Annotated in this window: 37 protein-coding genes and 1 pseudogene; all 38 read right to left on the bottom strand. The window is 28.4% G+C overall.

Annotated elements, in window-relative coordinates:
* Positions 1–6: 6 nt before the first annotated feature.
* The 38 genes and pseudogenes from Q6H37_RS05710 to Q6H37_RS05525 all read right to left on the bottom strand — a co-directional run bounded on the left by Q6H37_RS05710 (position 7) and on the right by Q6H37_RS05525 (position 23,687).
* Positions 7–336, bottom strand: a complete 330-nt coding sequence (locus Q6H37_RS05710) for a hypothetical protein (protein WP_318739896.1) — start codon at positions 334–336, stop codon at positions 7–9.
* The gene (locus Q6H37_RS05705) at positions 336–1,430 is read right to left on the bottom strand and encodes a hypothetical protein (protein ID WP_318739894.1); all 1,095 of its coding nucleotides are present in this window, start codon (positions 1,428–1,430) and stop codon (positions 336–338) included. The genes Q6H37_RS05710 and Q6H37_RS05705 overlap by 1 nt, the downstream gene beginning before the upstream one ends.
* Positions 1,420–1,854, bottom strand: coding sequence for a hypothetical protein (locus Q6H37_RS05700; RefSeq protein WP_318739892.1), 435 nt, complete (start codon positions 1,852–1,854; stop codon positions 1,420–1,422). The genes Q6H37_RS05705 and Q6H37_RS05700 overlap by 11 nt, the downstream gene beginning before the upstream one ends.
* A 14-nt stretch (positions 1,855–1,868) precedes the next feature.
* On the bottom strand, positions 1,869–4,049 hold the full coding sequence (locus Q6H37_RS05695; protein WP_318739890.1) for a phage tail tape measure protein: 2,181 nt from the start codon (positions 4,047–4,049) through the stop codon (positions 1,869–1,871).
* A 45-nt stretch (positions 4,050–4,094) separates the two neighbouring features.
* Positions 4,095–4,304 (bottom strand): hypothetical protein, encoded by a 210-nt coding sequence (locus Q6H37_RS05690; RefSeq protein WP_318739888.1) that lies wholly within the window; start codon positions 4,302–4,304, stop codon positions 4,095–4,097.
* The gene (locus Q6H37_RS05685; protein ID WP_318739887.1) at positions 4,285–4,710 is read right to left on the bottom strand and encodes an esterase; all 426 of its coding nucleotides are present in this window, start codon (positions 4,708–4,710) and stop codon (positions 4,285–4,287) included. The genes Q6H37_RS05690 and Q6H37_RS05685 overlap by 20 nt, the downstream gene beginning before the upstream one ends.
* A 36-nt stretch (positions 4,711–4,746) precedes the next feature.
* Entirely contained in the window at positions 4,747–5,172 is a 426-nt protein-coding gene (locus Q6H37_RS05680; protein WP_318739885.1) for a hypothetical protein, read from the bottom strand.
* Positions 5,173–5,604: 432 nt separating this feature from the next.
* The gene (locus Q6H37_RS05675; RefSeq protein WP_318733562.1) at positions 5,605–6,411 is read right to left on the bottom strand and encodes an ExeA family protein; all 807 of its coding nucleotides are present in this window, start codon (positions 6,409–6,411) and stop codon (positions 5,605–5,607) included.
* 15 nt (positions 6,412–6,426) lie between these two features.
* Complete coding sequence (locus Q6H37_RS05670) at positions 6,427–7,686, bottom strand: DDE-type integrase/transposase/recombinase (protein WP_318734736.1); 1,260 nt, start codon at positions 7,684–7,686, stop codon at positions 6,427–6,429.
* Positions 7,687–7,892: 206 nt separating this feature from the next.
* Complete coding sequence (locus tag Q6H37_RS05665) at positions 7,893–8,447, bottom strand: DUF6431 domain-containing protein (RefSeq protein ID WP_318742904.1); 555 nt, start codon at positions 8,445–8,447, stop codon at positions 7,893–7,895.
* Between the two features lie 180 nt (positions 8,448–8,627).
* Positions 8,628–8,888 (bottom strand): annotated as a pseudogene (locus tag Q6H37_RS05660) (hypothetical protein); the annotation flags it as partial.
* Between the two features lie 3 nt (positions 8,889–8,891).
* On the bottom strand, positions 8,892–9,269 hold the full coding sequence (locus tag Q6H37_RS05655) for a hypothetical protein (RefSeq protein ID WP_318739883.1): 378 nt from the start codon (positions 9,267–9,269) through the stop codon (positions 8,892–8,894).
* Positions 9,270–9,274: 5 nt separating this feature from the next.
* Positions 9,275–9,622, bottom strand: coding sequence for an HK97 gp10 family phage protein (locus tag Q6H37_RS05650; RefSeq protein ID WP_318739881.1), 348 nt, complete (start codon positions 9,620–9,622; stop codon positions 9,275–9,277).
* 4 nt (positions 9,623–9,626) lie between these two features.
* Positions 9,627–9,992, bottom strand: coding sequence for a hypothetical protein (locus Q6H37_RS05645; RefSeq protein ID WP_318739879.1), 366 nt, complete (start codon positions 9,990–9,992; stop codon positions 9,627–9,629).
* The gene (locus Q6H37_RS05640) at positions 9,992–10,273 is read right to left on the bottom strand and encodes a hypothetical protein (RefSeq protein WP_318739877.1); all 282 of its coding nucleotides are present in this window, start codon (positions 10,271–10,273) and stop codon (positions 9,992–9,994) included. Before Q6H37_RS05640 ends, Q6H37_RS05645 begins: the two co-directional genes overlap by 1 nt.
* A 10-nt stretch (positions 10,274–10,283) precedes the next feature.
* Positions 10,284–10,496 carry a hypothetical protein gene (locus tag Q6H37_RS05635; protein WP_318739875.1) on the bottom strand — a complete coding sequence of 71 codons (213 nt, stop codon included), beginning with the start codon at positions 10,494–10,496 and terminating at the stop codon, positions 10,284–10,286.
* A 65-nt stretch (positions 10,497–10,561) separates the two neighbouring features.
* A complete protein-coding gene (locus tag Q6H37_RS05630) occupies positions 10,562–11,599 on the bottom strand; it encodes a major capsid protein (protein WP_318739873.1) in 1,038 nt (345 codons plus the stop codon).
* A 75-nt stretch (positions 11,600–11,674) separates the two neighbouring features.
* Positions 11,675–12,010 carry a hypothetical protein gene (locus Q6H37_RS05625; RefSeq protein ID WP_318739871.1) on the bottom strand — a complete coding sequence of 112 codons (336 nt, stop codon included), beginning with the start codon at positions 12,008–12,010 and terminating at the stop codon, positions 11,675–11,677.
* Between the two features lie 51 nt (positions 12,011–12,061).
* Positions 12,062–12,712, bottom strand: a complete 651-nt coding sequence (locus Q6H37_RS05620; protein WP_318739869.1) for a phage scaffolding protein — start codon at positions 12,710–12,712, stop codon at positions 12,062–12,064.
* A 19-nt stretch (positions 12,713–12,731) separates the two neighbouring features.
* The gene (locus Q6H37_RS05615; protein ID WP_318739867.1) at positions 12,732–13,691 is read right to left on the bottom strand and encodes a hypothetical protein; all 960 of its coding nucleotides are present in this window, start codon (positions 13,689–13,691) and stop codon (positions 12,732–12,734) included.
* On the bottom strand, positions 13,681–15,162 hold the full coding sequence (locus Q6H37_RS05610; RefSeq protein ID WP_318739865.1) for a phage portal protein: 1,482 nt from the start codon (positions 15,160–15,162) through the stop codon (positions 13,681–13,683). Before Q6H37_RS05610 ends, Q6H37_RS05615 begins: the two co-directional genes overlap by 11 nt.
* Positions 15,162–16,688, bottom strand: a complete 1,527-nt coding sequence (gene terL, locus Q6H37_RS05605; protein WP_318739863.1) for a phage terminase large subunit — start codon at positions 16,686–16,688, stop codon at positions 15,162–15,164. Before terL ends, Q6H37_RS05610 begins: the two co-directional genes overlap by 1 nt.
* Positions 16,689–16,736: 48 nt before the next feature.
* Positions 16,737–17,309 carry a recombinase family protein gene (locus Q6H37_RS05600; RefSeq protein WP_318739861.1) on the bottom strand — a complete coding sequence of 191 codons (573 nt, stop codon included), beginning with the start codon at positions 17,307–17,309 and terminating at the stop codon, positions 16,737–16,739.
* A gap of 176 nt (positions 17,310–17,485) precedes the next feature.
* Positions 17,486–17,974 (bottom strand): terminase small subunit, encoded by a 489-nt coding sequence (locus Q6H37_RS05595; RefSeq protein WP_318739859.1) that lies wholly within the window; start codon positions 17,972–17,974, stop codon positions 17,486–17,488.
* Between the two features lie 74 nt (positions 17,975–18,048).
* Positions 18,049–18,522, bottom strand: coding sequence for a hypothetical protein (locus Q6H37_RS05590; protein ID WP_318739857.1), 474 nt, complete (start codon positions 18,520–18,522; stop codon positions 18,049–18,051).
* Positions 18,523–18,625: 103 nt separating this feature from the next.
* Positions 18,626–18,952: a DUF4236 domain-containing protein gene (locus tag Q6H37_RS05585; protein WP_318739855.1), complete on the bottom strand. Its 327-nt coding sequence runs from the start codon at positions 18,950–18,952 to the stop codon at positions 18,626–18,628.
* A gap of 82 nt (positions 18,953–19,034) precedes the next feature.
* Positions 19,035–19,214: a hypothetical protein gene (locus Q6H37_RS05580; protein WP_318739853.1), complete on the bottom strand. Its 180-nt coding sequence runs from the start codon at positions 19,212–19,214 to the stop codon at positions 19,035–19,037.
* Positions 19,215–19,248: 34 nt separating this feature from the next.
* Positions 19,249–19,527: a YjcQ family protein gene (locus Q6H37_RS05575; protein ID WP_318739851.1), complete on the bottom strand. Its 279-nt coding sequence runs from the start codon at positions 19,525–19,527 to the stop codon at positions 19,249–19,251.
* A gap of 11 nt (positions 19,528–19,538) precedes the next feature.
* Positions 19,539–19,727, bottom strand: a complete 189-nt coding sequence (locus tag Q6H37_RS05570) for a hypothetical protein (RefSeq protein WP_318739849.1) — start codon at positions 19,725–19,727, stop codon at positions 19,539–19,541.
* Positions 19,728–19,817: 90 nt separating this feature from the next.
* Positions 19,818–19,973 carry a hypothetical protein gene (locus Q6H37_RS05565; RefSeq protein WP_318739847.1) on the bottom strand — a complete coding sequence of 52 codons (156 nt, stop codon included), beginning with the start codon at positions 19,971–19,973 and terminating at the stop codon, positions 19,818–19,820.
* Positions 19,974–20,091: 118 nt separating this feature from the next.
* On the bottom strand, positions 20,092–20,373 hold the full coding sequence (locus tag Q6H37_RS05560; protein ID WP_318739845.1) for a hypothetical protein: 282 nt from the start codon (positions 20,371–20,373) through the stop codon (positions 20,092–20,094).
* 1 nt (position 20,374) lies between these two features.
* Positions 20,375–20,563: a hypothetical protein gene (locus tag Q6H37_RS05555; RefSeq protein WP_318739843.1), complete on the bottom strand. Its 189-nt coding sequence runs from the start codon at positions 20,561–20,563 to the stop codon at positions 20,375–20,377.
* A complete protein-coding gene (locus Q6H37_RS05550) occupies positions 20,556–20,741 on the bottom strand; it encodes a hypothetical protein (RefSeq protein WP_318739841.1) in 186 nt (61 codons plus the stop codon). The genes Q6H37_RS05555 and Q6H37_RS05550 overlap by 8 nt, the downstream gene beginning before the upstream one ends.
* 93 nt (positions 20,742–20,834) lie before the next feature.
* Positions 20,835–21,434, bottom strand: a complete 600-nt coding sequence (locus Q6H37_RS05545) for a GIY-YIG nuclease family protein (RefSeq protein WP_318739839.1) — start codon at positions 21,432–21,434, stop codon at positions 20,835–20,837.
* A gap of 75 nt (positions 21,435–21,509) precedes the next feature.
* A complete protein-coding gene (locus tag Q6H37_RS05540) occupies positions 21,510–21,635 on the bottom strand; it encodes a hypothetical protein (protein WP_318739837.1) in 126 nt (41 codons plus the stop codon).
* 44 nt (positions 21,636–21,679) lie between these two features.
* Positions 21,680–22,078 carry a hypothetical protein gene (locus tag Q6H37_RS05535; RefSeq protein ID WP_318739836.1) on the bottom strand — a complete coding sequence of 133 codons (399 nt, stop codon included), beginning with the start codon at positions 22,076–22,078 and terminating at the stop codon, positions 21,680–21,682.
* Between the two features lie 169 nt (positions 22,079–22,247).
* Positions 22,248–22,997 carry a Rha family transcriptional regulator gene (locus tag Q6H37_RS05530; RefSeq protein WP_318739833.1) on the bottom strand — a complete coding sequence of 250 codons (750 nt, stop codon included), beginning with the start codon at positions 22,995–22,997 and terminating at the stop codon, positions 22,248–22,250.
* Positions 22,998–23,432: 435 nt separating this feature from the next.
* Complete coding sequence (locus tag Q6H37_RS05525) at positions 23,433–23,687, bottom strand: hypothetical protein (RefSeq protein ID WP_318739831.1); 255 nt, start codon at positions 23,685–23,687, stop codon at positions 23,433–23,435.
* Between the last annotated feature and the right edge of the window lie 294 nt (positions 23,688–23,981).

Genomic DNA, 23,981 nt, shown 5'->3' with positions numbered 1-23,981 from the left:
CTGTTATTAACTCTTCTCTATATAATGTACAAGTGGATCTCTTATTAACTGTATAATTTCACTTGTTTCATCTGGATAAGTGTACTTTATTTTTTCTACTTGTTCATCTGAATTTTTTATAAATTCTTCACTCCATTGACTAACACCCACTCCATGTAATATTTTAACAACAATATTATTTTCATTTCTTATTAGTTCAATTGGATATGTTTCTAATTCACCGTTCCATTCAGTATTATCTATAGATATTTTATTTTTTAAATTTCTCTTTCTAAATTCCTGATCTAAAACATAAACAACTGGTTCTCTAAAATTTTTATATCCAAAGTTACCCATTAATTATTTACCTCCTTGTCGATACCAGAGGAAAGCAAAACTGGTATTTTATAAATTGTTCTTTTATCCCTCATACCTTGTAGTTGTAATGTATCCATATAACCATCAGCAGAAACTTCTGTATCAATTCCAACAACTAAATAATATCCTGGTGGAGTATTTTCATTTCTTATTAGTTTTACAACTTGTCCTATATCAACATCCTCATTTCCCTTTTTTGGTATAATCGTTAATGGAGTACTATTTCTCCACATTTCTAAGAATTTATATCCAGCAACGGCTTTTCTTTTTTCCTGTGTATTAGCTAATGTATTTTCTATAAAATCTAACCACTTCTCATTATTTAAGTAACTAGTCATACTTGGATCTTCATAAATATCATAATTATTATCACAATTTATTTTTAATAAATTCTTCATTAAAGTAGCATCTCTACCAGCAACCGAAGAAGAATTATTGGTATCACTTGTATATGTCCAATCAAAATGATTTACATCTCCAGCACCTTCTGTATAATCTGGATACTGTTCCTCTAATAAAATTTCTCCATTCTTAGTTGCTCTAATACTTCCATGTATAGTTTCTAAAAAACTTTGTATAACATCTAAATAAGTTGTTCCTATACTAATATTAAGTTTGTTAACAGGGTAATCATTTCCCCCACTTCTATAAAAATTTAATCCTGCTCTATGTACTATATCCTCAATTATAGCTATCGCTGTTGTATTTTCATAAACAATTACAGTATCAGTTACATTTAAGAGTCTATATATCATATCATTACAGGTTAGATTAACTGTTTTTTCTAACTCATTATATTCATACTTTTTAATAACTCCAGTAAATTGTATTTTATTATTAAAATAAATTTCTAACTTTGCAAAATTATCAATAATTCCATTGTTACCACCTTGAAAGCTAGCCATTGGCAGATGTTCAAACTGTGCAACTATTTGTGCCTGTCCTGTAGCTGTAGTTTTTGTTTTATTTATCTTTATATCTATAGGACTATTCTTTAAAATTAATATATCTTCATCTTTATCACTAAACGCTCTATATCCATTCTTTTTATATATCTTCACTTTATATTCCATCCAAATCACTCACCCATCCACTAATATCATGGTTACACAACATTTCAACATTTATATAATAAATATCACCCTCAATTGGTGTATTTAAATCAAATTTATTTTGTATATATCCCTTATATATAATTCCAAACTCATTTTTTAAAATAAATCTTTGAGAATATTTTTGAATAAATTTCATATATTTTTGTGCATTAGCTTCAGTTTCAACATCCGTATTACCTTTTATTTGAAAACTAATCATAAATTCAATAATACAATCACTTTTAACATTGTCCTGAAACTGAGTATATCCACTTATAGTTCTTACACCTTTACGAAAATATGCTGGACGAGGTGGCTTATAGTTACTTATAATTCCACCTGTTTCAGTTCCATCATCATAGAATAATTCAACAACAAAATCTTTAAGTCTTGATATATCCATAAGACACCTCCTCACTAATTTCTTACAACATCATTCATAAATAATTCAATTTGTGCATCTTTCAATGAATTTTGTGCCATTGTTTTTAGATTATCTGTTAATTGTTTAGTTCCCTTTTCACCTGTATCAGCTACAGTTACATACATTTTTATATCATTATGTAGACTAAATTGTTTATTAGTAGTTCCAATATTTTTTGAACCATTTATATCTAAACTATTTAATTTACTTATTCCATCTAATCCACTAAATTGTACTTTTGTACTAGCCAAGCCTTTTATTTTATTTGCAATTCCACTAAATTTGGTATCAATATTTTTTTCTTGTCCATCTATTCCATTTATAAGTCCTTCACCAATAAATCCACCATATTCCATAAATACTCTAGAAGGTGAATGTATTCCTAATATAGACTTAAATCCATCTTTAATCTTACTTCCTAAATTAGAAATCACTTCGCCTACTTTTCCAAACATAAACTTAACACCATCTATAAGTCCTTCTACTATGTTTTTACCTATTTCAAACATTCCTTTTCCTAAATTAGAAAATATAGATATCCATCCTAAAGCAACTTTCTTTAAAAATTCACCAAAAGCACTAAAAATAATTTCCCATCCTTTTACTACTTTTTTTAAAAGCTCTCCAAAAGCTTGAAATATTATTATCCATCCTTTTACTACTTTATCTATAAAATCCCAAATACTTTTAAAAACATTTTTTATAAAAGTTCCAAATGCAAAAATATATTTTTTGAAAAAATCCCAGTGTTTTATAACTTCATAAACTATTAGTGCAAGTCCAGCAATTACACCTATAATTATTAAAACTGGAGGATTTATTAACGCTGGTAAAGAACTAAATATACTAGCTCCTGTTTTTATAGCACTAAATGTTTTACTTAATCCACTAATAGCACCACCTAGTTTTGTTATTAAATTTATTGCTGGTGCAAACATTCCTACAATTTTACTAAAAATAAGCATAACGGGTCCGATTGAAGCTAAAAATAAACCAACATATACAATAACAGTTTGTATTGGTTTAGGTAGAGTTGAAAATTTATTAGTTAAATCAGCTATAAAATTGGCTGCTTTCTTAATTCCTGGTGCTAATACATCACCTATTCTTATTGCAGCAGTTTCAATAGAACCTTTCATTGCTTCAATGGAACCTTTTAAATTGTCCTGCATAGTTGTTGCCATTTCATGTCCTGCACCATCACATTTTTTAAGTCCATTAGATAATTCATTAAATTTTCCACCGCCCTGATCTACTAAAGCCAACATACCTGACATAGCTTCTTTACCAAACAAAGTCTCCATTGTACTAGCCTTTTGCTGTTGAGTTAACCCTTTAGTTTTGTCTTGCAACTGTTGTATTACTTGTCCAAGTGGTAGCATTTTACCCTGTGCATCAAAGAAATTCATACCTAATTGTTTCATAACATCACTTGCTTTTTTAGAAGGACTTGCTAAACTTGTCAATGCACCTCTAAGTGTAGTACCAGCCTGACTTCCTTTTATTCCAGCATTACTTAATAATCCAATCGCAGCAGTAGTATCTTCAAAGCTTATACCTAACGAATGAGCAACTGGAGCTATGTATTTCATGGCTTCACCAGTATCTATTATTCCAGCATTAGTATCCCCAGCAGCTTTAGCAAGTACATCAGCCACATGAGTAGTTTTATCGGCTTCCATACCAAAACCTCTTAATGCAGAAGATGCAATATCACTAGCATCTGCTATACTTACATCACCAGCCGCAGCTAAATCAAGCATACCAGGCATAGCCTTCATGATTTCAGTATTTTTAAAACCAGCACTTGCTAGATTTTCCATCCCCTCGGCTGCTTCACTTGCACTAAAGTTTGTATCTGCACCAAGTTGAATTGCTTGTTCTCTTAAATCATTAAAGTCCTTACCTGTAGCACCAGAGATAGCTTTAACCTTTGACATTTGTGCTTCAAAATCCATACTTGTTTTAGCCGCTACTGTGCCAACTCCAACTAAAGGCAAAGTCATTCCCACTGTCATATCTTTACCAACAGAAGTCATAGCACTTCCTAAACTTTTTACATCTCCACTACTAGCAAAGTTCTTTAAATCTGCACCAGCACTGGCTAAAGAATTTTTAAAAGAACTTCTATCTAGTGTTAAATAAGCTACAGCCGTTCCTACATTTATTGCCATTACATTCTCACCTCCTACCTTATAAAATTTTAAAATGGCTAAACACTAATTTTTGTTATTAGCATTTAACCATTCAATTAAATCGTCATTATTTGTTTTATGTATTTGTTCATCATCCTCAAATTTAGGCTGTTTAGCATCTTCTTTACTCATTTCACCTATTATATATGTACAAGCTTCGTCAAAACAAAACGCTTCATAATCATTAGTCAATCCTATAATTTCACTAGGGCACTTATTGAACTGTTTCGCCATTGCTATCGTGCTTATTATCCTCTGACTCTTTACGAAAGGATTCTATCTCTTTTAACCCCTCTTGTGTGTAATTAAATAAAGCCACTAATTGTTCATCTGTTAATTCTAAATCTACTTCTTGTAAATCCTTAACAGAAGGTTCTACGAGTGCATTTTCTGCCATAATAAACATAACATTAGTTAACTGTGCTAAATCCACATTTTTACTAGCTTGTTTACCATAAAATAATTCTTCAGCAGCACTTAGAAGCTTATTAGGAATAATACCTTTTCTAACTAAATTTAAAAGAGATACCCTTTTTACTTTTACATTAAAAGGTATCTCTTTCTTAAATCTAGGTAATTCTATAACATCATATTCACTCATCTTTTTTAAATCTTCTATATTACTTACTTTTAATTCCATATAATTAATCCTCCATTATTTTAATTTTTAAATACTCTAAACTGTTGTAAAATCCACTGAAATTGCTGTTGTATCTGCTGTAGTTGCTCCTGAACTTCTTATCGCCAAAGCTGTTGCAGTATAAGTTACACCCTTTGCTATAGATGTTGGAACAAATGTAACTATTTTCTTTGTGGTATCTATTGTTACATTTCCTGGTACTGCCACACTAGTTGTCTTATTTACAACTTTAAAATTAGTTACTGTAGCATCTGAATCATTTATTGCTGTTGTAAATGTCCATGTAACCCTACAATCAGAACCTATAGTTACACCTGGTGTTTTAGTAGTTCCATCTGGAGTTATTGGTGTTGGCGGAGTTGGTACTGTAGCTCCTCCTGTAGTTGTTCCTCCTCCAGTTGTATCATCTGGAATAGTGGTTACACTATCAATCGCAACGCTTGTTTCACCTTTAAATGGCACAGATTCAGCATCAAATTCTGGTACTATAAAATCACCATCTTTTATATTATATTTAGGTACTTTTCCTTTACAATGTTTCCATGTAAATTTAGTATAACCTGTTGTTCTAGAATAATCTTTTTCTTCTGTATATACTTCAAGTGTAAATAAATCTTTTTCTACAACTTCTCCAGCTGGAATAGATGTATAATTACCACCTGTAATAGTTGTTACGCGTCAAATTATTTAAGCTATTCAAAGTCAAATTATTTCAACCTAAATTAAGTAATAATATGGTAAAAATGCAGATTAAATAATCTTACGATAGAAAAAAATATGTAAAAAGTCAAATTAAATCAACCTTTCTTCACAATATCCACAATGTATAAAATATGAAAATTAGACAATTAATATAGGTATAAAAAAACACTGCCAAGTAAGCAGTGTTTAAAATTAAATTGTAAGGTCAATTTCGCTTTGAGCTTTATAAACTATTTCAGCATTAATAGAGGAAAGTTTTTGATTAGCACCAGAAATAAGACACATTCTCGTTAGAGAATTTAAAGGTCTTATAGAGCCATTTGTGGTTGAATACATAAGTTCAAATGCATCATCAGTAAAAATAGGTTCTATGCAGCCTGCGGCTTTAAGCATTGAAATTATGTAGGGTTTACATTCTTCTGGCGTTAGCCCTCGTAAGCAATAATTCATTAAAATTCGCTGGCGCAGCGCTTCATGAATTTGTCTGCTGAGTTGAAGTAAAAAGTTAGGTTGACCTGAAAGAATTAGCATAGCATAATTCTTTGAATCCATATTAAAGTTAAATATAATTCTTAAATCATCAAGGATGGAATTGCTTAAAAACTGACATTCATCTAATATAATGACTGGGGTTATATTTTTACTATGACTATAAGTGTATATAGCTTCCTGTATTTGTTTAAACATAGTAACTTTTTTACAGGCAGGAATTATTCCAAGACCATCACAAAGAGCTCTGTAAAAATCCATGACCGTTAAGGTCGAAATAGGAATATATATACATTTATATAAATTGGGGTTGAGTGAATTTACAAAATAACGGAGTAGGAAAGACTTACCTACTCCGGGTTCACCAGTAAGTACACCAATGCCCAAAACAGATTTTAAAAATTCTAATCTGCTTAATGCGTGATTAAAGTCTTGGAATTTAAAGCTGTGTGTTAAATCAATATTTTTATCAAATGGGTCAAAGGTTAACCCATAAAAAGTTTTATACATAATATCAACCTCCGGTTAGTTAGCTTTAAAGGCAGAAAAATCAACAGAATCATTATTAGATCTTCTAACCTTTGAGTTATCAATTTTTTTTAGTGGGAAAATAGTATCTGTAAGCTTAGCATCTTCAGAGAAGATGTATGCTTTATCAAGTGAAGTAGGATCATAACGAATATTTATTTTTTCTCTTACATACTTTAATGGAACTTCAAATAATTTAGTTCCTATGGATACTGTGGAGTCATTTTTAACAGTACGTTGAACTTTATATAAAAATAAATGATCAAGTTCACTTTTAGAGGAAACAAACCTTAAATTTTCAATATTATTCATATATTTATCAAAGGGTGTAGAATTTATTGATGAATGAAAGGTTTTGTTATAGTGATTAACATAAGTCAATAGAGATTCATTCAAAATGTCTATTGACTTAAAATCACCCCAGTTTATTGAATTCATCCATTGTTTTTGCATTGTTTGAAACCACCTTTCAATTTTACCTTTCGATTGAGGAGAATATGGCCTAGCAAAGCTTAAAATAGACCCAAGTGAAGCACATATAAGTTGAAACTGTTCACTTTTATATATCTTTCCGTTATCAACAAAAACTTTTTTAGGAATACCTTTAGATGCTACCGCATCTTTAAAAACAGCCATAAGAGACAATAAATCATCTTTAAAAAATACTTTACATCCAACAATAAGCCTACTAGCATCATCAAGGAAAGCTATAATATAAGTTTTATATTTTCTGCCTTGAATAGTGAGATAAGGTCCAACAGATACATCAGACTGCCAACATTCATTCGCATATTCAAATTCAAAGGCTCTTCTATCTTGAGGCGCCAGCTTTTGAGGTGCTATATTAGCCTGTTTTATGAATCTAGTTATTGTAGAAAGAGATATATTGTTTTCATTTTCAAATCCTTTGGCAATAACTTCATGATATATATGTTTAGCAGTTTTTTTGGGGGAATTAATTTTGCAGTTTATAATGAACTGCTTTGTTTCTTGCGAAATTTTTCTTGAACAACCTTTGTCATCTCTTGTTTTAGGATATAAACCGTCTATACCATGTTTCCTATATAAGGTTAACCAACCTTTAATTGTAGCCGGAGAATACTCTTTTCTTCCGCCGTTAGGCATAGTATAAGATTTAGCAGCAATTTCTGATAAATATTCTTTAACAGAAGATTGAGTAAAAGTATTAGTGATTATAGGTGCAATTAGAGAGTATCTAAACAGAGCTATTTTTTGGCTTAATTCATGAGATATCATAATTAAATGCCTCCTTCAACTTTGAGTTTATTTTCATTTTTAATTATGTACCTCAATAATCAGCCTTAACCGTTAAAAGTTGTGTGGAAAAATATAAGAACTTCAAAATAAAATTTAAAAGTTGAGACAAGTTTTAAGTAAATAAGCATTAAAAAAATAAGAAGTGTTTAATTTGATAAAGGGCAAAAAAACTAAAGCTTCTGTAATTAAGGTTTACAGAAAAAATATTTAGGCATATCTAAGAAAAATCTTAAATTAAAATCATATCTTAAACGTGAAAAATCAGTAATCATTGTAAGTAAATTGGATGGAAAAACATTTTTGGTATCAGGGCAAAATATTTTAAGTTGTGCAAAAAATAGGCGAATAGCCGTTAAAGAAGTTATTAGTCTGCTTTTCCAAAATGATAAATGAGTTTTGTTTATGGATAACATACAATTTATAGAGTTAACAAACTTAATAATTTTGCTAAATGAGTAATTAAATTTAAACATAATAATAAGGCAAGTTAATATAACATGATAGGTGTATTGTCTATAAGGTATTATGAAACTTGGAATAAGAGAGTACGTCTTATGGCATGATTTGCACCTATATCTAATGATAACTACTCTATAAGCTTTGTTAAATGTAATCAAATTTCTATAGTAGAATCCATGTCTATATAGTTTTCCTTCATATCCGCATGCTTCGCATCCATATTTTATGGGAAACCTATTATACTTATTAAGCTTATTATATTTTCTTATGCCGTAAGGCATCTTTATTATTTCTATCACTTTTTTTCAGTCCTATAAAATTTTTTTATATTTTTAAATTATAGTCAGATTAAATAATCTTATTCTTTTTGTGTCAGATTATTTAATCTGACGTAAAAAGAAAGGCTATTATAATTTACTTTTTTTGAACCTGTTATTAAGCAAATAAATTGCTTAATAACAAATAGTTCCACCATCAACTAATTGCATAACCTTCAAACTAAAAGTATTATCCTTTAATTTTAATTTATAACCTATAACTATATCTTCAGTTTCATTTATTCCTAAAATTTTATTTTTTACTCTTAATATATCCCTTTTACCTTGGCTCAATATTGGTTCTACTTGTATTTCACTAGCAGTATCACCAATATCGAATTTTTCGTTTGTTTTTTCATTTATGACAAAACATTTTTTTACATTTACTAAAGTTTTTCCTTCCATGTTTTACCTCCTCAATTTCTTAAATTGTTGATATTCTATACTTGTAGTATAAGCTTCTACCTCACTGTCAATGACAGTTGGTGTTTCATTTCCTGTTGGCTTTAATTCATCAATACATTTCAAATCTTGTTTTATGTTCTCCACATAAAGTTCCATACTAGAATAATTAGTAATAGGATGGTAAATTATAATATCAAATAATTTGTATCCAGCTACATTGCCAGCTTTAGCAAAAACCCCATTTTCTTTTATAACTATATAACTATTTTCACATTTATCTCTTTTTTGTCCTATAGAATATACTTCATAACCTAAGTTTTTCAAATTTAGATATATTTTTTGCCATAATGTTTGTGGTACAATACTGTCTAAACCTTCCATCTATATCACTTTCCCAATAAGTTATCCATACCTTTTAATATTTTAGGGCTTAATTTATTCACAGTTGGTTGTAAAATAGCATACTTTTTATCGTTACATAGTTCTAGATAAGGAAAATATTCTGTATTTCCAGCAACATAAATATCAATATTATCTCCATTTTGTTGTGTGCCGCCCTGGATAGTTTGTCTACTTTGTCCAGTTCTATCTTCCCAAGATGCATTTTTCTTAGCTTCAGCTTCAAGTTTTTTTGCTGCTGTATCACCATATAACTCCAACGCAATTTTACTTTTTGTTTCAAATTTAAGTAGACCCTCTAGTACATCTTTTATATCTATATTAAAGTCACTCACAACATCACATCCTATCAATAGTCATATTTAAGACTATATCTTCTATATTTCCTGTATCAATAATTTTATATTTAATATCATTTAATACAAAATAATCATCTTGTTTTATATCTTTGCTTCCATCATTAAATACTATCAATAGTTTTTCGTTGTATTGGTCATTAATTGTTCCAGATTCACTTAAATTTAATACTATTTTAGTTTCATTTTTGTAATAATATCCTTTTACAGTACAGACTTCTAAATCATCTTGTTTTTCTCCAAAATCATTTTTATCATTTCTTTTAATAACAACATCTTTCATTAATCCTTTACTGGTCAACGCTTTTAATATTTGTTTACTATATTTAACTCTATTAATTCCACTCATTAGCAACCATCAACTCTTTTCATACTAGTGTTATATTGTATTTTAGAAGATAGCAAATCTTTGAATTGTTTAGCTAAACTTAACCAATATTCTCTATTGGAAGGAATTTTAATTCCTGCAACTTCTATAGAATCTACAGAAGCCTTTAATAAACATCCATAGTAAGTCGCAGTAACTACATCTCTATATTGCTCAAGTAACATTTCTAAATCAGTATCCTCAAAGTATGGGTACTCTCGCTCCTGTAAATTAAATTTTAATTTTTCTAAATCTGTAGACATTTAAATACACCTACTTTTTGTCTTCAGTATCATTAGATTGTTGTGTATCTTCTTGTGTAACTTGAACTTCCAAAACTTTAATCAATTTTTTGCTGACTAATTCTTCTTGGTCATCCTTATTAATCTCAAATTCATCATCAATTTTTAAAATTAAATTATTGTATTTTATATTCTTTAAGGCTTTTACCTTTATTAATTCAATTTCTTTTTTATTATTTGCCATATATTAAAACCTCCAAAATTTAAATATTTGAAGGGATACAATATCATGTACCCCCTTGATTAAAACTAAACCACTGTTGCTATAAATATTTCTTCTATTCTCTCAAATGATGGTAAGCATATTTGAGATACTTTTGTTAAAACTTGCACTGGATCATCGCTTATGCTTGTAGATATCGCAATTCCTGTGTTTACAATAGAAACATTTGCACTTGCTTTTACCATTAAATCAGCTTCTTCAGGTGTAGTACCATAATAAGTTGTACCAAGTGTTCCATCTGGAATAAGAGTAAATATATTGTCTGGAAAATACTGTTGTTCTGTTTTGTCTTCAGCAATAAATTTACCACTTACTATAGCTACTGTTACGCCTACTTTATCCAATAAATACTGTTTTAATATCGCATCTGTGATTATGGTTGTACCATCTTTATTTATATCTAATTTAATAGATTTGTTATTCTTCAAGTAGTTGAAAGTCTTTCTAGTGCAAATTGCTCTACTAGGTCTTACTCCTGTATCCTCTTCAACTAAGTCCTGCCATCTTATAATATCGTCCACTGGTGTGGAATTAACAAAATCACTCCATTTTGCAGTACCACTTAATGTTTCCATATGACCATTTGGCATACCATAATCAAATGCTATATCATTTTCATTACTAGTTATGTATATCTTACCTGTGCTCAGTAGTGCCATTCTCATTCTTTCAACCTGTACAGATGCACCTACTACAAGTTGATTTATGTTATTATAAATCTTATCTAAGACTAAGTTCTTCCAAGTTGAATTGATTGAACTCATTGCCATTAATAAATCTTGTCTATCTCTTTCGTTTATTGCTACTGCTTCTTTGAAAAATGGCATTTCTTTGGTATCTTCTTTAATATCTGCTTTTAAACTTCTAACCTTTACATTTACATCAAAAGCACTTTGAGATAAAACAATAGGTTTCTCTTTAGCACCTTTGATTAAAGTAATATCAATTCCTAATTGTTTCTTATTAGGAAAAAGTTCACCACCAATTGTAACTGCCTGTGGTAGGCTTGTAATATACTCGCTTATACTTTCTGGGTTTAATACGTCTTTAATATTTATATCCATATAGATTTCCTCACTTTCAATTTTTAAAAATTTTAAATTTAAATATTTTATTACAAAATAAAAACAGACTACAAATTAGAGTATTGTAATCTGTTTTAGTGCTGTTTTTGCCACATCTGTTGGAGCAATTGGTAACTTAGTTCCATCTATGAATCCATGTATTACAGTGCTTATTGATTGACTTCCATTTGTTACATCAATATCATACATTGTAATTCCAAAAGCTGTTCCATCATTTACAACTTTACCATCTTTACTGATAATGCTACCTTGTGGAATAATCTTTTTACCTGTAGAATCTGCTGTAACTAATGTAGCATCAATCTTTACAGGCAATGCCACAAAATGATTAGCCACTGCTAATATATTTTTCTTTTCTCCAAAAATTGTTCTTGTTACTTGTTTACTCATCGTAAAACCTCCATTTTTATAATATTTTTTTAGTTTTATTAACTACTAATTTTATTTAAAGAAAGAACTTTCTCCATTATTAGTTCCCATCTGCTCTAATCTTTGTTTTGCTAAAAAACCACCTATGGTCTTAAATCCATCTGTAGGTTGTTTGTCTTTATTTAAATTTGAAGTTAATGAAGTTCCTAACTTACCAGTTCCACCTGTAATCTCTGGCTCAAATAAATAAGAATCTGATTCTTTTAAAGACTTTAATTGCTCATCCAAACCAATAAAAGTATCATCTACTAGTTTTACTTTTTCTAAATCTAATAAAGCTTTTAGTGCTTTAGGATTCTTAGGCTTGTAACCAACTAAAGCCTTTTCAAATTTAGTATCAAAGTTTATTTGTGATATTTTAGATTCATAGTCTTGAGTTACCTTTGTATTTTCATTCTTTAACCTTTCAATTTCGGATGTTAAATCTTCATTGCCTTTAACTTTGTCCCCTAAATCCTTTAACTGTTTATCTCTATCAGCTAACTGTTTTTTATACTCTTTTCTTTCTGTATCAATCTTATTAAAATCTTCTTTAGTTATATAATTAGAAGATTTTTTATTATCAACTAACAAAGAAAATTCAGTATCAGAATTGATTTTATCAAAGGTATTTTTTCCTTCGACTTCGCCTAATGTTTTTTGTAAATATTGTAATAAATCCATATATTATTACCTCCTGTTTTTATTTATTTTTTAAATATTCATCTAGCAATTTGTCTGATTTTCCATTAATCCACTTGTTTAATCTAGTTCCAATTGATTCTAAGTCATCTTCTACTATTCCATATTGACTGCATAAGCATTGAGGATGTGGTACTGGAACATTTTTTATAAGAAAATTACCTCTTCCATATCCATCATCATTATTAGCATATCTGTCACAAATATCTGTTCTTCCATGCATCCTTATAGAATGTTGCAGACTTAATTCCCAGTGCATTATATTTATGAAAGGATTCGCTTCACAGCTTCTAATATTACTCAAAAAATATGAATGATTAATAGCTGTTCGTGCTAATCTTTGGGCATTATAATCAACTTGTTTATTCCCGATATTAGGATATACAGTTTTCCAATCCCAAGATTTTTTAGCACTTGGATTAACATAAGTTTCTAGGTCTTTAGATAACTCATAAACAGATTTTTTTTGAATAATTGCTTGTTCTATAATATAATCTATATCTCCATTAACCTTATTTTTAGTAAACCAAATTCTTTTACTTAAACCTCTTCCATCTTTATAGAAATTACCAGATATTATTTCACTAATGGCTTCTAATGGTACTTTATTAAACATATTTGTAAAAGTTTCTTTTAGATTAAGATTGTATTTTTCATCAATAAGATTGAAAAAATCAAGTTGAATATTAGTAGCATTATTGGAACTTTGTTCAATAGCGTTTTCAATAGATTTTTCTAGTTCATCACTGATTATTCCAGTAATTTTTCTTAGTTGCTTGATATAATCCTTAACCACACCTTTACTAAGAGTTTTATTTTTCATATTTGAAGATTTAATTGTTAATTTCTTAGAAGCTTGTACAAATATATCTCTTATATCTTTATAATTTTGTTGTGTAAGATTTATTTGCTTATTTCTAGCTGCATTTACTAATTCTAAATACTCTTTATTAGTTTCCATTTACATCACCATTTGTATTATTATCAGGAATGAACTGGTCATTTTCAACTTCATTAATTTCTTGTATTTCCTCTAAAATCTCTTTCCATTCGGTTTCATAATCTTCTACATCTCCAAATTCTTTTATATATGTCTTTCTGCTCTTTAAGTTAGCATTTACCTCGGACATTGCTAAATTCTTTTTATCCTCCACATCTTCTGGAATTGGATAATTATGCTTAAATAATATTTTAAAATCTAAGTTGTTCCAATCTTCTTTCCATGTAGCATAACATTTAAATTTAATACAAGACTCTATTATAAGTAGTATCATTTCTCTGAATACATTTTCCCAGTCTTTCCATTTTTCTTCACATCTAGCAACTAGGTCATTATATATGTATTTAAGTGCCTTTGCTGAAGGGATATTATTCAAATCATCAACACTAGGCATATCTAACATATACCTCATATCTCTTTCTATCCTATTTAAAAAGTTCTCTAAAGCTTCACTTCCAGAAAAGTTAGTTTCAAGCTTTTGAACTGTAGCTGTTTTACCTTCTACAGATATTAATGGAGCCAATGCATTAGGTGCTATAGTCATTTTATTTACTGAATCTGGTGTAGCATCTACAGTTACAGTTTGTGGAAACATGTTAAATCTTAGAGCATCAGCAAAATCAGAAACTTTTCTATTATACTGATTTTGTGGACTTCTTAAATCTTCCAAATCACTTTCTCCAAATTCCTCATTTAATAGACCTCCATTTATAACAACCCACATGGGTAATCTACTTAGTTTAGTATCAGAAGTAACTTCACTAAATGGCTTATCTAATAAATTAGAATGATAAGATTGAACATTTAATTTACAGGTTCCACCTTCCATAAAATATGTATATTTTAGCCATACTTGGTCATTTATATTTAAATCTTCTGTTATAGGATCAATTTTAACAATAGTTACAGTTTCTACTTCCTTAGTGTTGGAATTAGCTGTATAACTAAAGTCCTTTATGTCCTCATAGTAGATTTTAATAGGTTCACTTGGATTAATTTCTAATCTTAATAATACCCTTTTCTTAATTGTACACATTAAAAAAGCCTTTAAAGTCAGAGACCAAAAGCTATTATCCTCTAAAATTCCATCTATAAATTGTCTTAATTCTTCACATTTATCCTTATCTTCTAGCAAATAAGGCTTAAATAAAATATCAGGTTCTTTACTAAACATAAATCTAGCTTGTTTACGCAACAAAGGTTTTACTTTATTTCTAATATCTTCGGCAGGAACATAATCAATATCATCAGTAGTTATCCAATTCATACCAAGTTTATCTTCATCTATAAGCAATAAATCTTTCCTGTCTTTTTCTTTACATTCTCCCAAGAAAAAATAGTAATCATTTCTCACTCTTTTACGTTCTCTAAGTTCTTTACTGTCAGAATTTAAATTCAATAGTGTATTTTTTATTGTATGTTTATAATCCATTAGAACACTGTACCTCCCTTCCTATAAATTTTATTTTTAAGTCCCATACCTTTTTTATAAATTGCATCATCATACTGAACTCCAGCACTATTATATAACCTATATTTTTCAATAAACTTTTCACACAATCCAGTAATAGCATCTTCAATATCATCATGTTTATTTTTACCCATGCGTTGAAAATTGATTAGATGTTCCCAAGCTTTACTCCACCTAATTTTAGAATTTATAGGAAAATAAACATGTTCTTGTACAAATGTAGAGTTCATAATAATTCTAGTTATTTTATTTTTAGTCTGTGGTAACTTAGTAATTACACATTCTCTAGTGTAATATTCTTTCCATAGTTTATCCTCAACATTTCTAGCAAACCCTCTACCACCATTATTACTTTCTATCCAGCAATGTCTAACATGATTATTAAATAAAGATCCTGCTACTAATCCTTCAGTTACTTCCATTGGTTCTTGTGTGTAAATAATATCTAATATATATAATTCTCCATTATAAACACCACCAACAACACTTGCCAAATAGTCTGCTCCTGTGTCTGCTGTATCCACATAACATAAAATATCTTGTAGTAGACTTTCCCCATTAACATCAAAAGGCAATGTTTCATATTCTTTAAAATCAGAATATAAAGCACCTTTTTTATTAATAGGAATCTGCATATAATTTGGCAGAAATATTTCCTCTTGAATATGTTTTTTCTTATATTTATATTCCTCTATATCCATTATTTCATCACATAGCATTGTATTATTTGATTCATCTATAACAGGCAATTTTAAAACATACCAATCGTTGCCATCATCCTCATTTAATACCCTTCCACATAAGTCAAACTCACTCCATCTAGTCATGCATATAATTTGTAAAGCATCATGCTCCATTCTTGAAATAAAAGTACCATTATATTTATTGTAAAGTTTATCAAGATAAGCTTCATTCAAAGCTTCATCTACTGTCTTAATTTGGTCATCTACGATAAGAACTGTACAACCTTTTCCAGTAGCAGAACCATCCCATCCAGTACCCGTATAAGTATGATGTGTACCTTCTAATGCCCAATCATTCATACTTCCATTTCCTTGTTTGATTTTAGTATCTGGAAATATATCAGAATAACCTATGTAATTATCATTGTTGCCTAATATAATATCCCTTGTATTCCTGCTAAAATCTGTTGCAATGTTGCAGTTATAACTTACTGTCATAATACTATTCATTTTATTTTTACCTAGTATCCAACTACAAAAATTACCCAGAGTTCTTGATTTTCCATGTCTTGGTGGCATGTTTATTATTAGACGTTTAAAAGGTTTATTAGTATCTGAATTTATAAGTTTTCTTTCATATAATTGCTGCAATAACTCACAAAAATTATGTAAATATATTCTACTATCTTTATAGAAATCTGGTTCTCTCACTTTACAGTAATACCAAAAGCTTTCTCTACTTTTTATAATTGCTAACTGTTTTTCAAGTTCTAATTTACGTTTTTTATACTCTGTATCATTCAATAAACATACCCCCTTTCCTTAAAAATGGATATAAAAAAAGAAGATAGCTTATTTACTACCTTCTAAGTCTTTTAAAATTCTATATACAGTTGTTCTACTAACTCCTGTTTTATTAACAATATCCTTTATTTTATAACCTTCCTTACACATTAACTCTACTATATCAGCCTTATCATTTCTCTTATTAGGTCTTCCACCTTCTCTTCCTCTAGCTTTAGCACTTGCTAAACCTTCTTTAGTTCTTTGACTTATAAGGTCTCTCTCTAGTTGTGATAGTCCAGCCATTACAGTTAATAAGAAGTCATTATAAGGATTGTCTGTAGTAGTATCTAGCCATGTATCTTTAATACTCTTTATACTAGCATCTTTATCTTTAATCTTAGCAACTATTTCTAATAAATCTTTTGTACTTCTACTTATTCTAGTCAAGTCTGCAATTATAACAATATCATTTTGTTTAAGTTCATTAATCATTTTATTAAGCTGCTCTCTATCTCTTTTAGTACCTGTAATCTTTTCTTTATAGATATTCCTTTCATCTACTCCATATTTAACTAAAGCATCTATTTGTCTATCTAAAGATTGTTCTTCTGTACTTACACGAGCGTATCCAACTAACATAATTAACCACATCCTTATTCAACTATATTATAGTATTATGGTATCATAAACGTACCACAATGTAAATAGTTTTAGGTACGTTTTACGAAACACTTTTATATAGTTTGAATGTGATAAAATCGTTATAAAAAATAATGTACCATAAATCACCGTTTAAGGTACTTAAAATACAAATTTTATTTACTTTCTTTCAAGTTTTCAAGTTCTTTTAACTGCTTCTCAATTTCATCAGCCGATAAATCAGAATTGCTATTATCTTTACTTGTAATAACTTCTTGCTTTTCTATCCAGTTGTAATTATTTTTTAGCGTAAAAATCGCACCTACTGTTGAAGACTTATCAAATAATGAATCTTCATACTCTGCTTCAATCCTTCTTTTAATTTCTTTAATCGTGTGGCTGTACTTTTTCTTTTCCTCTTCACTTAACCTTTTTAACCAGTCATATTCTTTATAATTCTCATATCTAATCAGGTCTTTTCTATCGCATCCAAGATAATAAGCTAATCTTGTAACGGTAGGTCTTTTTTTATTTTCCTCACACCAATCAAAGAAATTATTAGCATATTCAATTAATTCATTAACATTTTTCCACTTCAAAGGTCTTCCACCATTTTCACCCTGTCTACTTACTGTCCCATCTTTTTTTAATTTTTCTTCACTCACTCTTTTCTCACCTACCTTTTATTAATATTTTCCACAATAAAAAACACCTAATAACAGGTGTTTTTACTATATATTTAAATACTATTATCCAAACTGTTTTTTCTTGAAGGTCTTAAAATAAATTTTCCATAAGGTATAATAGGTATGAAAATATTATTTTGTTCATACCTATTATTAATAATTAATTCAGCACTTGAACTATTATATTCAATCCTTTCACAAATTTTAACTCTTGGATAGTCTAATAAATAAAATTGGTTTATTGGCATAATAATATTTTCATTCATTAATTCCATACTAGCTTCCTGAAAAGCCATAAATGTTGATATATTTTTAATCAAAGGTTTTATTACATCCATGAAATTATTATTATTATAGTCTAATATACCTATACCATTTTCTACTTTACTTAACTGATCTTCTAAAGAAAAACCTTTTTCATTTTTTAAATAATTTTTAATTGCATTTTTACATATCTTAACTTCTTCTTTAGTTACATCAATATGTTCCATAATATTTATTTTTTGAATTAAATATCTTTCAGACATTTTTTTATCCACATCCCTCATAAATTTCTAGTAATATTATACCATTTTATGAGATAATGTGAAATTGATTGTAAAATAGAAAGACTTGCATCTCTACAAGCCTTTAACCACTAATAACTCCAAATAAGACCTTAATAATTAAATATAATAAAAATCCCCAGAATGCTAATCCAAATAAACCTTTAATTAAATCTATAAAAGCATTGCCTGTAGTTTCTTCTTTCTTGACAACTCTATTATTACCTTTTTTAAAACTATGATTTGTTCTATATTGTATTCCATCTTTGCCAATGGTTGTTCTAACACCTTTTTGATTTATTGATACTCTAGCACCTTTAACTCCTGTAGATACACCAATACCACCACTTTTACTAAGATTAATTCTAGTATTTTTACCTATTTTTATAGATTTTCTAAAACTTAACCCCATAAAAATCACCCCCTATTTATTTTAACATATATGGTTATATTAACAAAAGGGTTTTTAATAATATATATAGTACTTTTTACAACTATTTATTAAGGTTTTTTCTTATAAAATCTATTACTTTATCATCTTCTAAATAGAAAACATCAACATCTTCCACTGAAGCTACAATATTTAATATTTGACCTAACCTTAAATCAGGATTTTTGCTCCAGTATTCTCTCAATAAATCCAATAATATATCTATTCTTTTAATATCTCTCATACAATAACTTCTTCTAAAATAAAGAATGCTCCACTTAATAATCTTCAATTTTATCTAAAAATTTTTCTAAATAATTTATACCTTTTTTCGTAATACCATTAAACCATATCATAAAATAAATATCTTTTTTTCCACCATTTGTTTTATTTACAGGATTTATTAATTCCTCTTGCTCCATACTTTTAATTAAATCACTGTATTCCTCTGGTGTTAATACTTCATCATTTACATAATCCGTTTTATTTGGTTCCTTTCCTCGTTCTAAATCTGACAAAATAGAGCATTTAATTACTTCTAAACTATCTTTATCCATTATAATATCTCCTATTTATAAAATGATTTAAGAAATTCTATTTCATCTTGATTAATAACATCACTATCGTTATTGATTCTTTTTATCATTCTTTCATTCCAATCATCTAAAGTTATAAGCCCTCTTTCCATTAATATATTTGTAATTTCTTGAACTTCTAATAATGTTTTTAAATTAATTACATCTTTTTCCTCTCTCATATTAATTCAATTCCCTTCATAAAATAATATTTATCATATTCTACAAAAGAAGGCAAAATTCCTTTCAAATCCAACAACTTTTTCTACAAATTACCTTATTCTAATTCTATCTCTTACACTAGGTCTATTTACCACAGGTCTTAAATTATTTTGTTCATCTTTATCTAATTTCTTATCAATTTTATCCAGATGTTTTTCTATATTCTCCAATACTCTTATAATCTTATCATACATTAATCTATCCATGATATTATTCCACCTTTCCTCTTTTTACAATTTATGTTATAATTTATTTATGGGATGGTAGCTATGAACTACCACCACCATTTAATGTTATGAATTGTTTTAGGTTTGGGCGTTTGCTTTATGTAATCGCCTTTTCCTTTTGCTTTAAATATCTATTCTTTAACTCGATACTTTCTTTTCTTATTTTTTTATAAATATTTAAAAACCCATGTAGTTTACAAACACAATTTGTATTATTAAATTCTCTAATAGCCATTGCTACTCCTAACGAATTTTCAAATACACAATAACTTTCCAATGTATCTTTATCAATCTTCATTTCATAATTTACATTTGGAACATTACACAAAATAAAAACTGCTTTATTAAAACTATATATCCTTCGTTCATTTTCCTCCATATTAATTCACCTTCGCCCTTTCTCTCCAACATAAATTCCAAACACTTTCTTCTTCAAAAATACCATTATTTTCAACGTGGTATAAAACCCCATCAAGATCCATAAACTTTTTATTTTTAAATTCTGTATTGATTATTCGCATCTTCTCTTTAAAATTTTTATAAGGTATAGCTATACAATTTCTAAACATCTTTATCACCAGATTCCACTAATCTTTTGGCAATGGACCCAAACAAAAAAGTATTTATAAATAATACTCCTGAAATAATTATTCCTTTACATCCCATAATGTTAGCTATAATAACTCCAACATTAATACAACACATAATTGTATATATCATTAAAGCCTTTTTAACTCTATTTTTCATCTTTATTTACCCCTTTCGATAATTTAATAATGGTGTCCAAAATAACGGACACCATTGTATAATTTTTTATTTTTGGTTATAATATAAATAACGTTATAGATTTACTGTATCGCCAAATACAGTGCTATAAGAAGTTGTATCTACGCCAATAGATTCAACTTTATTTTTATTATCTTCTATATGTATACTTGCCCACCTTTTACCATTTCTAATATTATTAATATGTGTTAAAGATACATTATACATTATAGAAAGTTCCTCATCATTATATGTATTATTTTTTTGATACACTTTAATTTGCCTTACCTTGTTTGCATTTAATTTTGTGCAATGCCCGTTATTTTCTCCAGTCTGAGCTATTTGCATATTACTAGTATCACTTACAGTTTTACTTTCTCCACCATGTTTTTGTTTATTTATAACATTCCAACCATCAATATTATCTGCATATTTTATCCACCAATCTTCTAATTCCTTTAACTCAGATATTTTACATTCTTCCAAAATTGTATATTTAATTCTTTTACAATCCAAGTTATAAGCACTTTGTAATTCTTTATATCTATATTCATTATTTTTTAAGAATGCTGCATGATTAGACCATCTTTTTGCAATGTCCTTGCTGTGTCCAATGTATATATCTCCTGTCTCTACATCTTCTATACCATATATTCCTATCACCTTTTGTTTCATATTTACATTTCCCCTTTCAATCTTTAAACTTTTTTATAAAATAAAAAGAACCATCGCATTTCTGCAACAGTTCAATTACCTATACTTTTTCTTTCTTTTCTTAACTTTTCTCATTTTTATTAATATATATCTATCTCTATATAGGTCTATAGACATCATCACTATCATAAATCCAGTAACGATAATCCATAATCCCATCACTGTAGACAATAACCACCTACATATTAACCAAAATATAACCATTTCTATATTATATCCTTAACCATTTTTTCGTTTTGAAGCAACCCCTGTCTTATACAATGTCCAATCGGTGTTGCAGAAATCATCAAATTAGAGTAAAAGTCCTCATCTTCATCGTATTCATCCCAGTCTAGATTAAAAGCATCTATAAACACTTCTATATCGTTATATTTCATAATTTCATCTAAGACTTTACAAATCTCTATTGTTTCAGTATTTAAATACATCATTTCATTTTTAACATTTTCTAACCTTATTTTATATTTATTCTGTAATAATTCATTGTCTCTGTATTTAGCTATAAGTCTCTTATATTCCTTTTCTTCTGTGCATAGATTTTTTGCCTGTATTTGAATGCATCCTTTTTCCTCTAATTCTAATAAAGTATCATATAAATTTAACATATAAATTTTCTCTCCAATCATTTAATTTCTACGGGACAATATTTTCTTGTCCCGTAAATTCCTTATTGACATTATGTATTTTTTCATGTTATAATAAATTGACAGTAAAAATATTATTAAAATTATGTAATTTTTTAAATGAAAGTAAAAATCAATTGATAATATATATTTAACTTATTTTATTTTCCAGGTCTTTTATCTTTTTATTTCTATGAGCAATCTTTTGACCTCTATGTCTATTCTCAGCCATATGGCTTATAGTCTTAATACTATCTTGCAATTTTAAAAGATTATAGCAATCACCTATATTCGTCACAGATTCTTTCGCTAACCTATCATGTAATCTAGTTATACCTTTTACAGTACTATTACATCTTATAACTCTAGTTTTAGTATCCAATGTTTCAGCATATGCAATAAATTCTTCAACCAATTGCTTAATATCTTCTATTGAACAATCTGCAAAAGTATTTATAGTTCTCTTTTCACTAAATCTAATTTTATTCCAATCATCTAAAGACATCTCACCTTTACTATTCATTACTTCAGAAACTTCCTGTAGTTGTTGTTCCATCTCATTAAATTTATTAATATATTCAATTTTAAATTTAATTGCTTTAGCTCCTGTAAACCCCATAGCAAGTAAAGTAAATCCATCTTTAGTAATTAAATATTCCTTATAAGTCTTTCCTCTAGAAATATAATTACTTTTAATAAAATAATTTTCAAGGTGGGAAATCCCACTCTCAATTAATTCATTAATTATTCCATTATTTTTAGTTGCTCCATTGCTATCTATTCTACCATCTATAGAATAAATGACCTCTTTGTGATCCTTTCCAAAATCCTCAGCTATTGTCCTACTTGTAGCATATACCTTTCCATTTTCTGTTATCAAATTAATTTTACTGTTGTTCATCAAAACAACCTCCTAAAATAATAATTAGGCAGCCTTTCACCTGCCCATGTCCTCACTGTTATGGACTTCTCACTTCAATCCATTTCTCTGTAATTATTATTATAGGAGATATAATACTGTCATCTCGACATGATATATCCTTTATTAAATTTAATATTAATGAGGGTATCTTTAATATCGGAGAACATCACCTAAAACTCCGTAACCAGTCCAAAATTTGTCCTTGTTAATTTATATATTAAATTTTAAAAGGATGCACCTTTTTTAACCCCGTTGTGCTTCGGAACTATATTTAATTTTATATAAATTTATAGTGGCAGCGAACACCTCCAAAAACTACCACTATAATTTTAAAAAATCTTATGCTGCGGTTGATAGGTCATGTATATATATGCCTAACTTGGCGACTTATGTATAAGATTCATATACCATATATTAGTTATGTATTTTTGACACTACACTAGAAAATAGATTTTCTTCTGGATGCATTGTTCTGAAGCAAGCTTCACTTAATTGTTTCATATCTGCATCTATTATATCTTTCGCATCTTGTAGAGTTTTATCTTCTCCAAGTTCTATTATTTTTAGCACCATAGCTGTAAGCAATAAGACCATTTGTTTAGAATCGTCTCTATCCTGTTTTACTATAGCTAATTCATTTTTTAGTTCATCCACATTACAGTTATCCATATTTTTTACCTCCCATAAAATTATTTTCAAAAAACTATTGACTTTTTGTTACAGTAAGAATAAAATTACAGTAAGGATAATTGTATAGTTTTTTAAAAATAAAAAAATTTATAAGGACAGATTAATACCTGTCCTTAAGTGTAAGTTCATATCACCTTACTGGTTTATTACGAGTCCTCACTCTCTTTCCATCTTAAGAATTTCAAAAATGTCTACAAACGTTGATATTAAGCCATTTATAGGGGATTTACGTTTTATTTTTTATTTTCAAAATTCCTACAAATGGCTCAACCA

It is taken from the genome of Clostridium sp. JS66 (assembly GCF_033561535.1).
Classification (GTDB): Bacteria; Bacillota; Clostridia; order Clostridiales; family Clostridiaceae; genus Clostridium_AM; species Clostridium_AM carboxidivorans.
The sequence above is the reverse complement of the archived record's forward strand: the minus strand, read 5'-3'. Positions and strand labels throughout refer to the sequence as shown.

Bases quoted from the DNA above. Each gene is read 5' to 3' on its own strand.
- Q6H37_RS05600 (WP_318739861.1), bottom strand. From the start codon at position 17,309: ATGTTAGTTGGATACGCTCGTGTAAGTACAGAAGAACAATCTTTAGAT.
- Q6H37_RS05635 (WP_318739875.1), bottom strand. From the start codon at position 10,496: ATGGCAAATAATAAAAAAGAAATTGAATTAATAAAGGTAAAAGCCTTA.
- Q6H37_RS05640 (WP_318739877.1), bottom strand. From the start codon at position 10,273: ATGTCTACAGATTTAGAAAAATTAAAATTTAATTTACAGGAGCGAGAG.
- Q6H37_RS05700 (WP_318739892.1), bottom strand. From the start codon at position 1,854: ATGGATATATCAAGACTTAAAGATTTTGTTGTTGAATTATTCTATGAT.
- Q6H37_RS05570 (WP_318739849.1), bottom strand. From the start codon at position 19,727: ATGAGAGAGGAAAAAGATGTAATTAATTTAAAAACATTATTAGAAGTT.
- Q6H37_RS05625 (WP_318739871.1), bottom strand. From the start codon at position 12,010: ATGAGTAAACAAGTAACAAGAACAATTTTTGGAGAAAAGAAAAATATA.
- Q6H37_RS05675 (WP_318733562.1), bottom strand. From the start codon at position 6,411: ATGTATAAAACTTTTTATGGGTTAACCTTTGACCCATTTGATAAAAAT.
- Q6H37_RS05690 (WP_318739888.1), bottom strand. From the start codon at position 4,304: ATGGCGAAACAGTTCAATAAGTGCCCTAGTGAAATTATAGGATTGACT.
- Q6H37_RS05545 (WP_318739839.1), bottom strand. From the start codon at position 21,434: ATGAAACAAAAGGTGATAGGAATATATGGTATAGAAGATGTAGAGACA.
- Q6H37_RS05590 (WP_318739857.1), bottom strand. From the start codon at position 18,522: ATGTCTGAAAGATATTTAATTCAAAAAATAAATATTATGGAACATATT.
- Q6H37_RS05645 (WP_318739879.1), bottom strand. From the start codon at position 9,992: ATGAGTGGAATTAATAGAGTTAAATATAGTAAACAAATATTAAAAGCG.
- Q6H37_RS05585 (WP_318739855.1), bottom strand. From the start codon at position 18,952: ATGGGGTTAAGTTTTAGAAAATCTATAAAAATAGGTAAAAATACTAGA.
- Q6H37_RS05610 (WP_318739865.1), bottom strand. From the start codon at position 15,162: ATGGATTATAAACATACAATAAAAAATACACTATTGAATTTAAATTCT.
- Q6H37_RS05615 (WP_318739867.1), bottom strand. From the start codon at position 13,691: ATGGAAACTAATAAAGAGTATTTAGAATTAGTAAATGCAGCTAGAAAT.
- Q6H37_RS05655 (WP_318739883.1), bottom strand. From the start codon at position 9,269: ATGGAAGGTTTAGACAGTATTGTACCACAAACATTATGGCAAAAAATA.
- Q6H37_RS05535 (WP_318739836.1), bottom strand. From the start codon at position 22,078: ATGTTAAATTTATATGATACTTTATTAGAATTAGAGGAAAAAGGATGC.
- Q6H37_RS05560 (WP_318739845.1), bottom strand. From the start codon at position 20,373: ATGGAGGAAAATGAACGAAGGATATATAGTTTTAATAAAGCAGTTTTT.
- Q6H37_RS05550 (WP_318739841.1), bottom strand. From the start codon at position 20,741: ATGAAAAATAGAGTTAAAAAGGCTTTAATGATATATACAATTATGTGT.
- Q6H37_RS05530 (WP_318739833.1), bottom strand. From the start codon at position 22,997: ATGAACAACAGTAAAATTAATTTGATAACAGAAAATGGAAAGGTATAT.
- Q6H37_RS05555 (WP_318739843.1), bottom strand. From the start codon at position 20,563: ATGTTTAGAAATTGTATAGCTATACCTTATAAAAATTTTAAAGAGAAG.
- Q6H37_RS05525 (WP_318739831.1), bottom strand. From the start codon at position 23,687: ATGGATAACTGTAATGTGGATGAACTAAAAAATGAATTAGCTATAGTA.
- Q6H37_RS05630 (WP_318739873.1), bottom strand. From the start codon at position 11,599: ATGGATATAAATATTAAAGACGTATTAAACCCAGAAAGTATAAGCGAG.
- Q6H37_RS05580 (WP_318739853.1), bottom strand. From the start codon at position 19,214: ATGAGAGATATTAAAAGAATAGATATATTATTGGATTTATTGAGAGAA.
- Q6H37_RS05575 (WP_318739851.1), bottom strand. From the start codon at position 19,527: ATGGATAAAGATAGTTTAGAAGTAATTAAATGCTCTATTTTGTCAGAT.
- Q6H37_RS05705 (WP_318739894.1), bottom strand. From the start codon at position 1,430: ATGGAATATAAAGTGAAGATATATAAAAAGAATGGATATAGAGCGTTT.
- Q6H37_RS05620 (WP_318739869.1), bottom strand. From the start codon at position 12,712: ATGGATTTATTACAATATTTACAAAAAACATTAGGCGAAGTCGAAGGA.
- Q6H37_RS05565 (WP_318739847.1), bottom strand. From the start codon at position 19,973: ATGGATAGATTAATGTATGATAAGATTATAAGAGTATTGGAGAATATA.
- Q6H37_RS05665 (WP_318742904.1), bottom strand. From the start codon at position 8,447: ATGCCTTACGGCATAAGAAAATATAATAAGCTTAATAAGTATAATAGG.
- Q6H37_RS05670 (WP_318734736.1), bottom strand. From the start codon at position 7,686: ATGATATCTCATGAATTAAGCCAAAAAATAGCTCTGTTTAGATACTCT.
- Q6H37_RS05710 (WP_318739896.1), bottom strand. From the start codon at position 336: ATGGGTAACTTTGGATATAAAAATTTTAGAGAACCAGTTGTTTATGTT.
- Q6H37_RS05685 (WP_318739887.1), bottom strand. From the start codon at position 4,710: ATGGAATTAAAAGTAAGTAATATAGAAGATTTAAAAAAGATGAGTGAA.
- Q6H37_RS05695 (WP_318739890.1), bottom strand. From the start codon at position 4,049: ATGGCAATAAATGTAGGAACGGCTGTAGCTTATTTAACACTAGATAGA.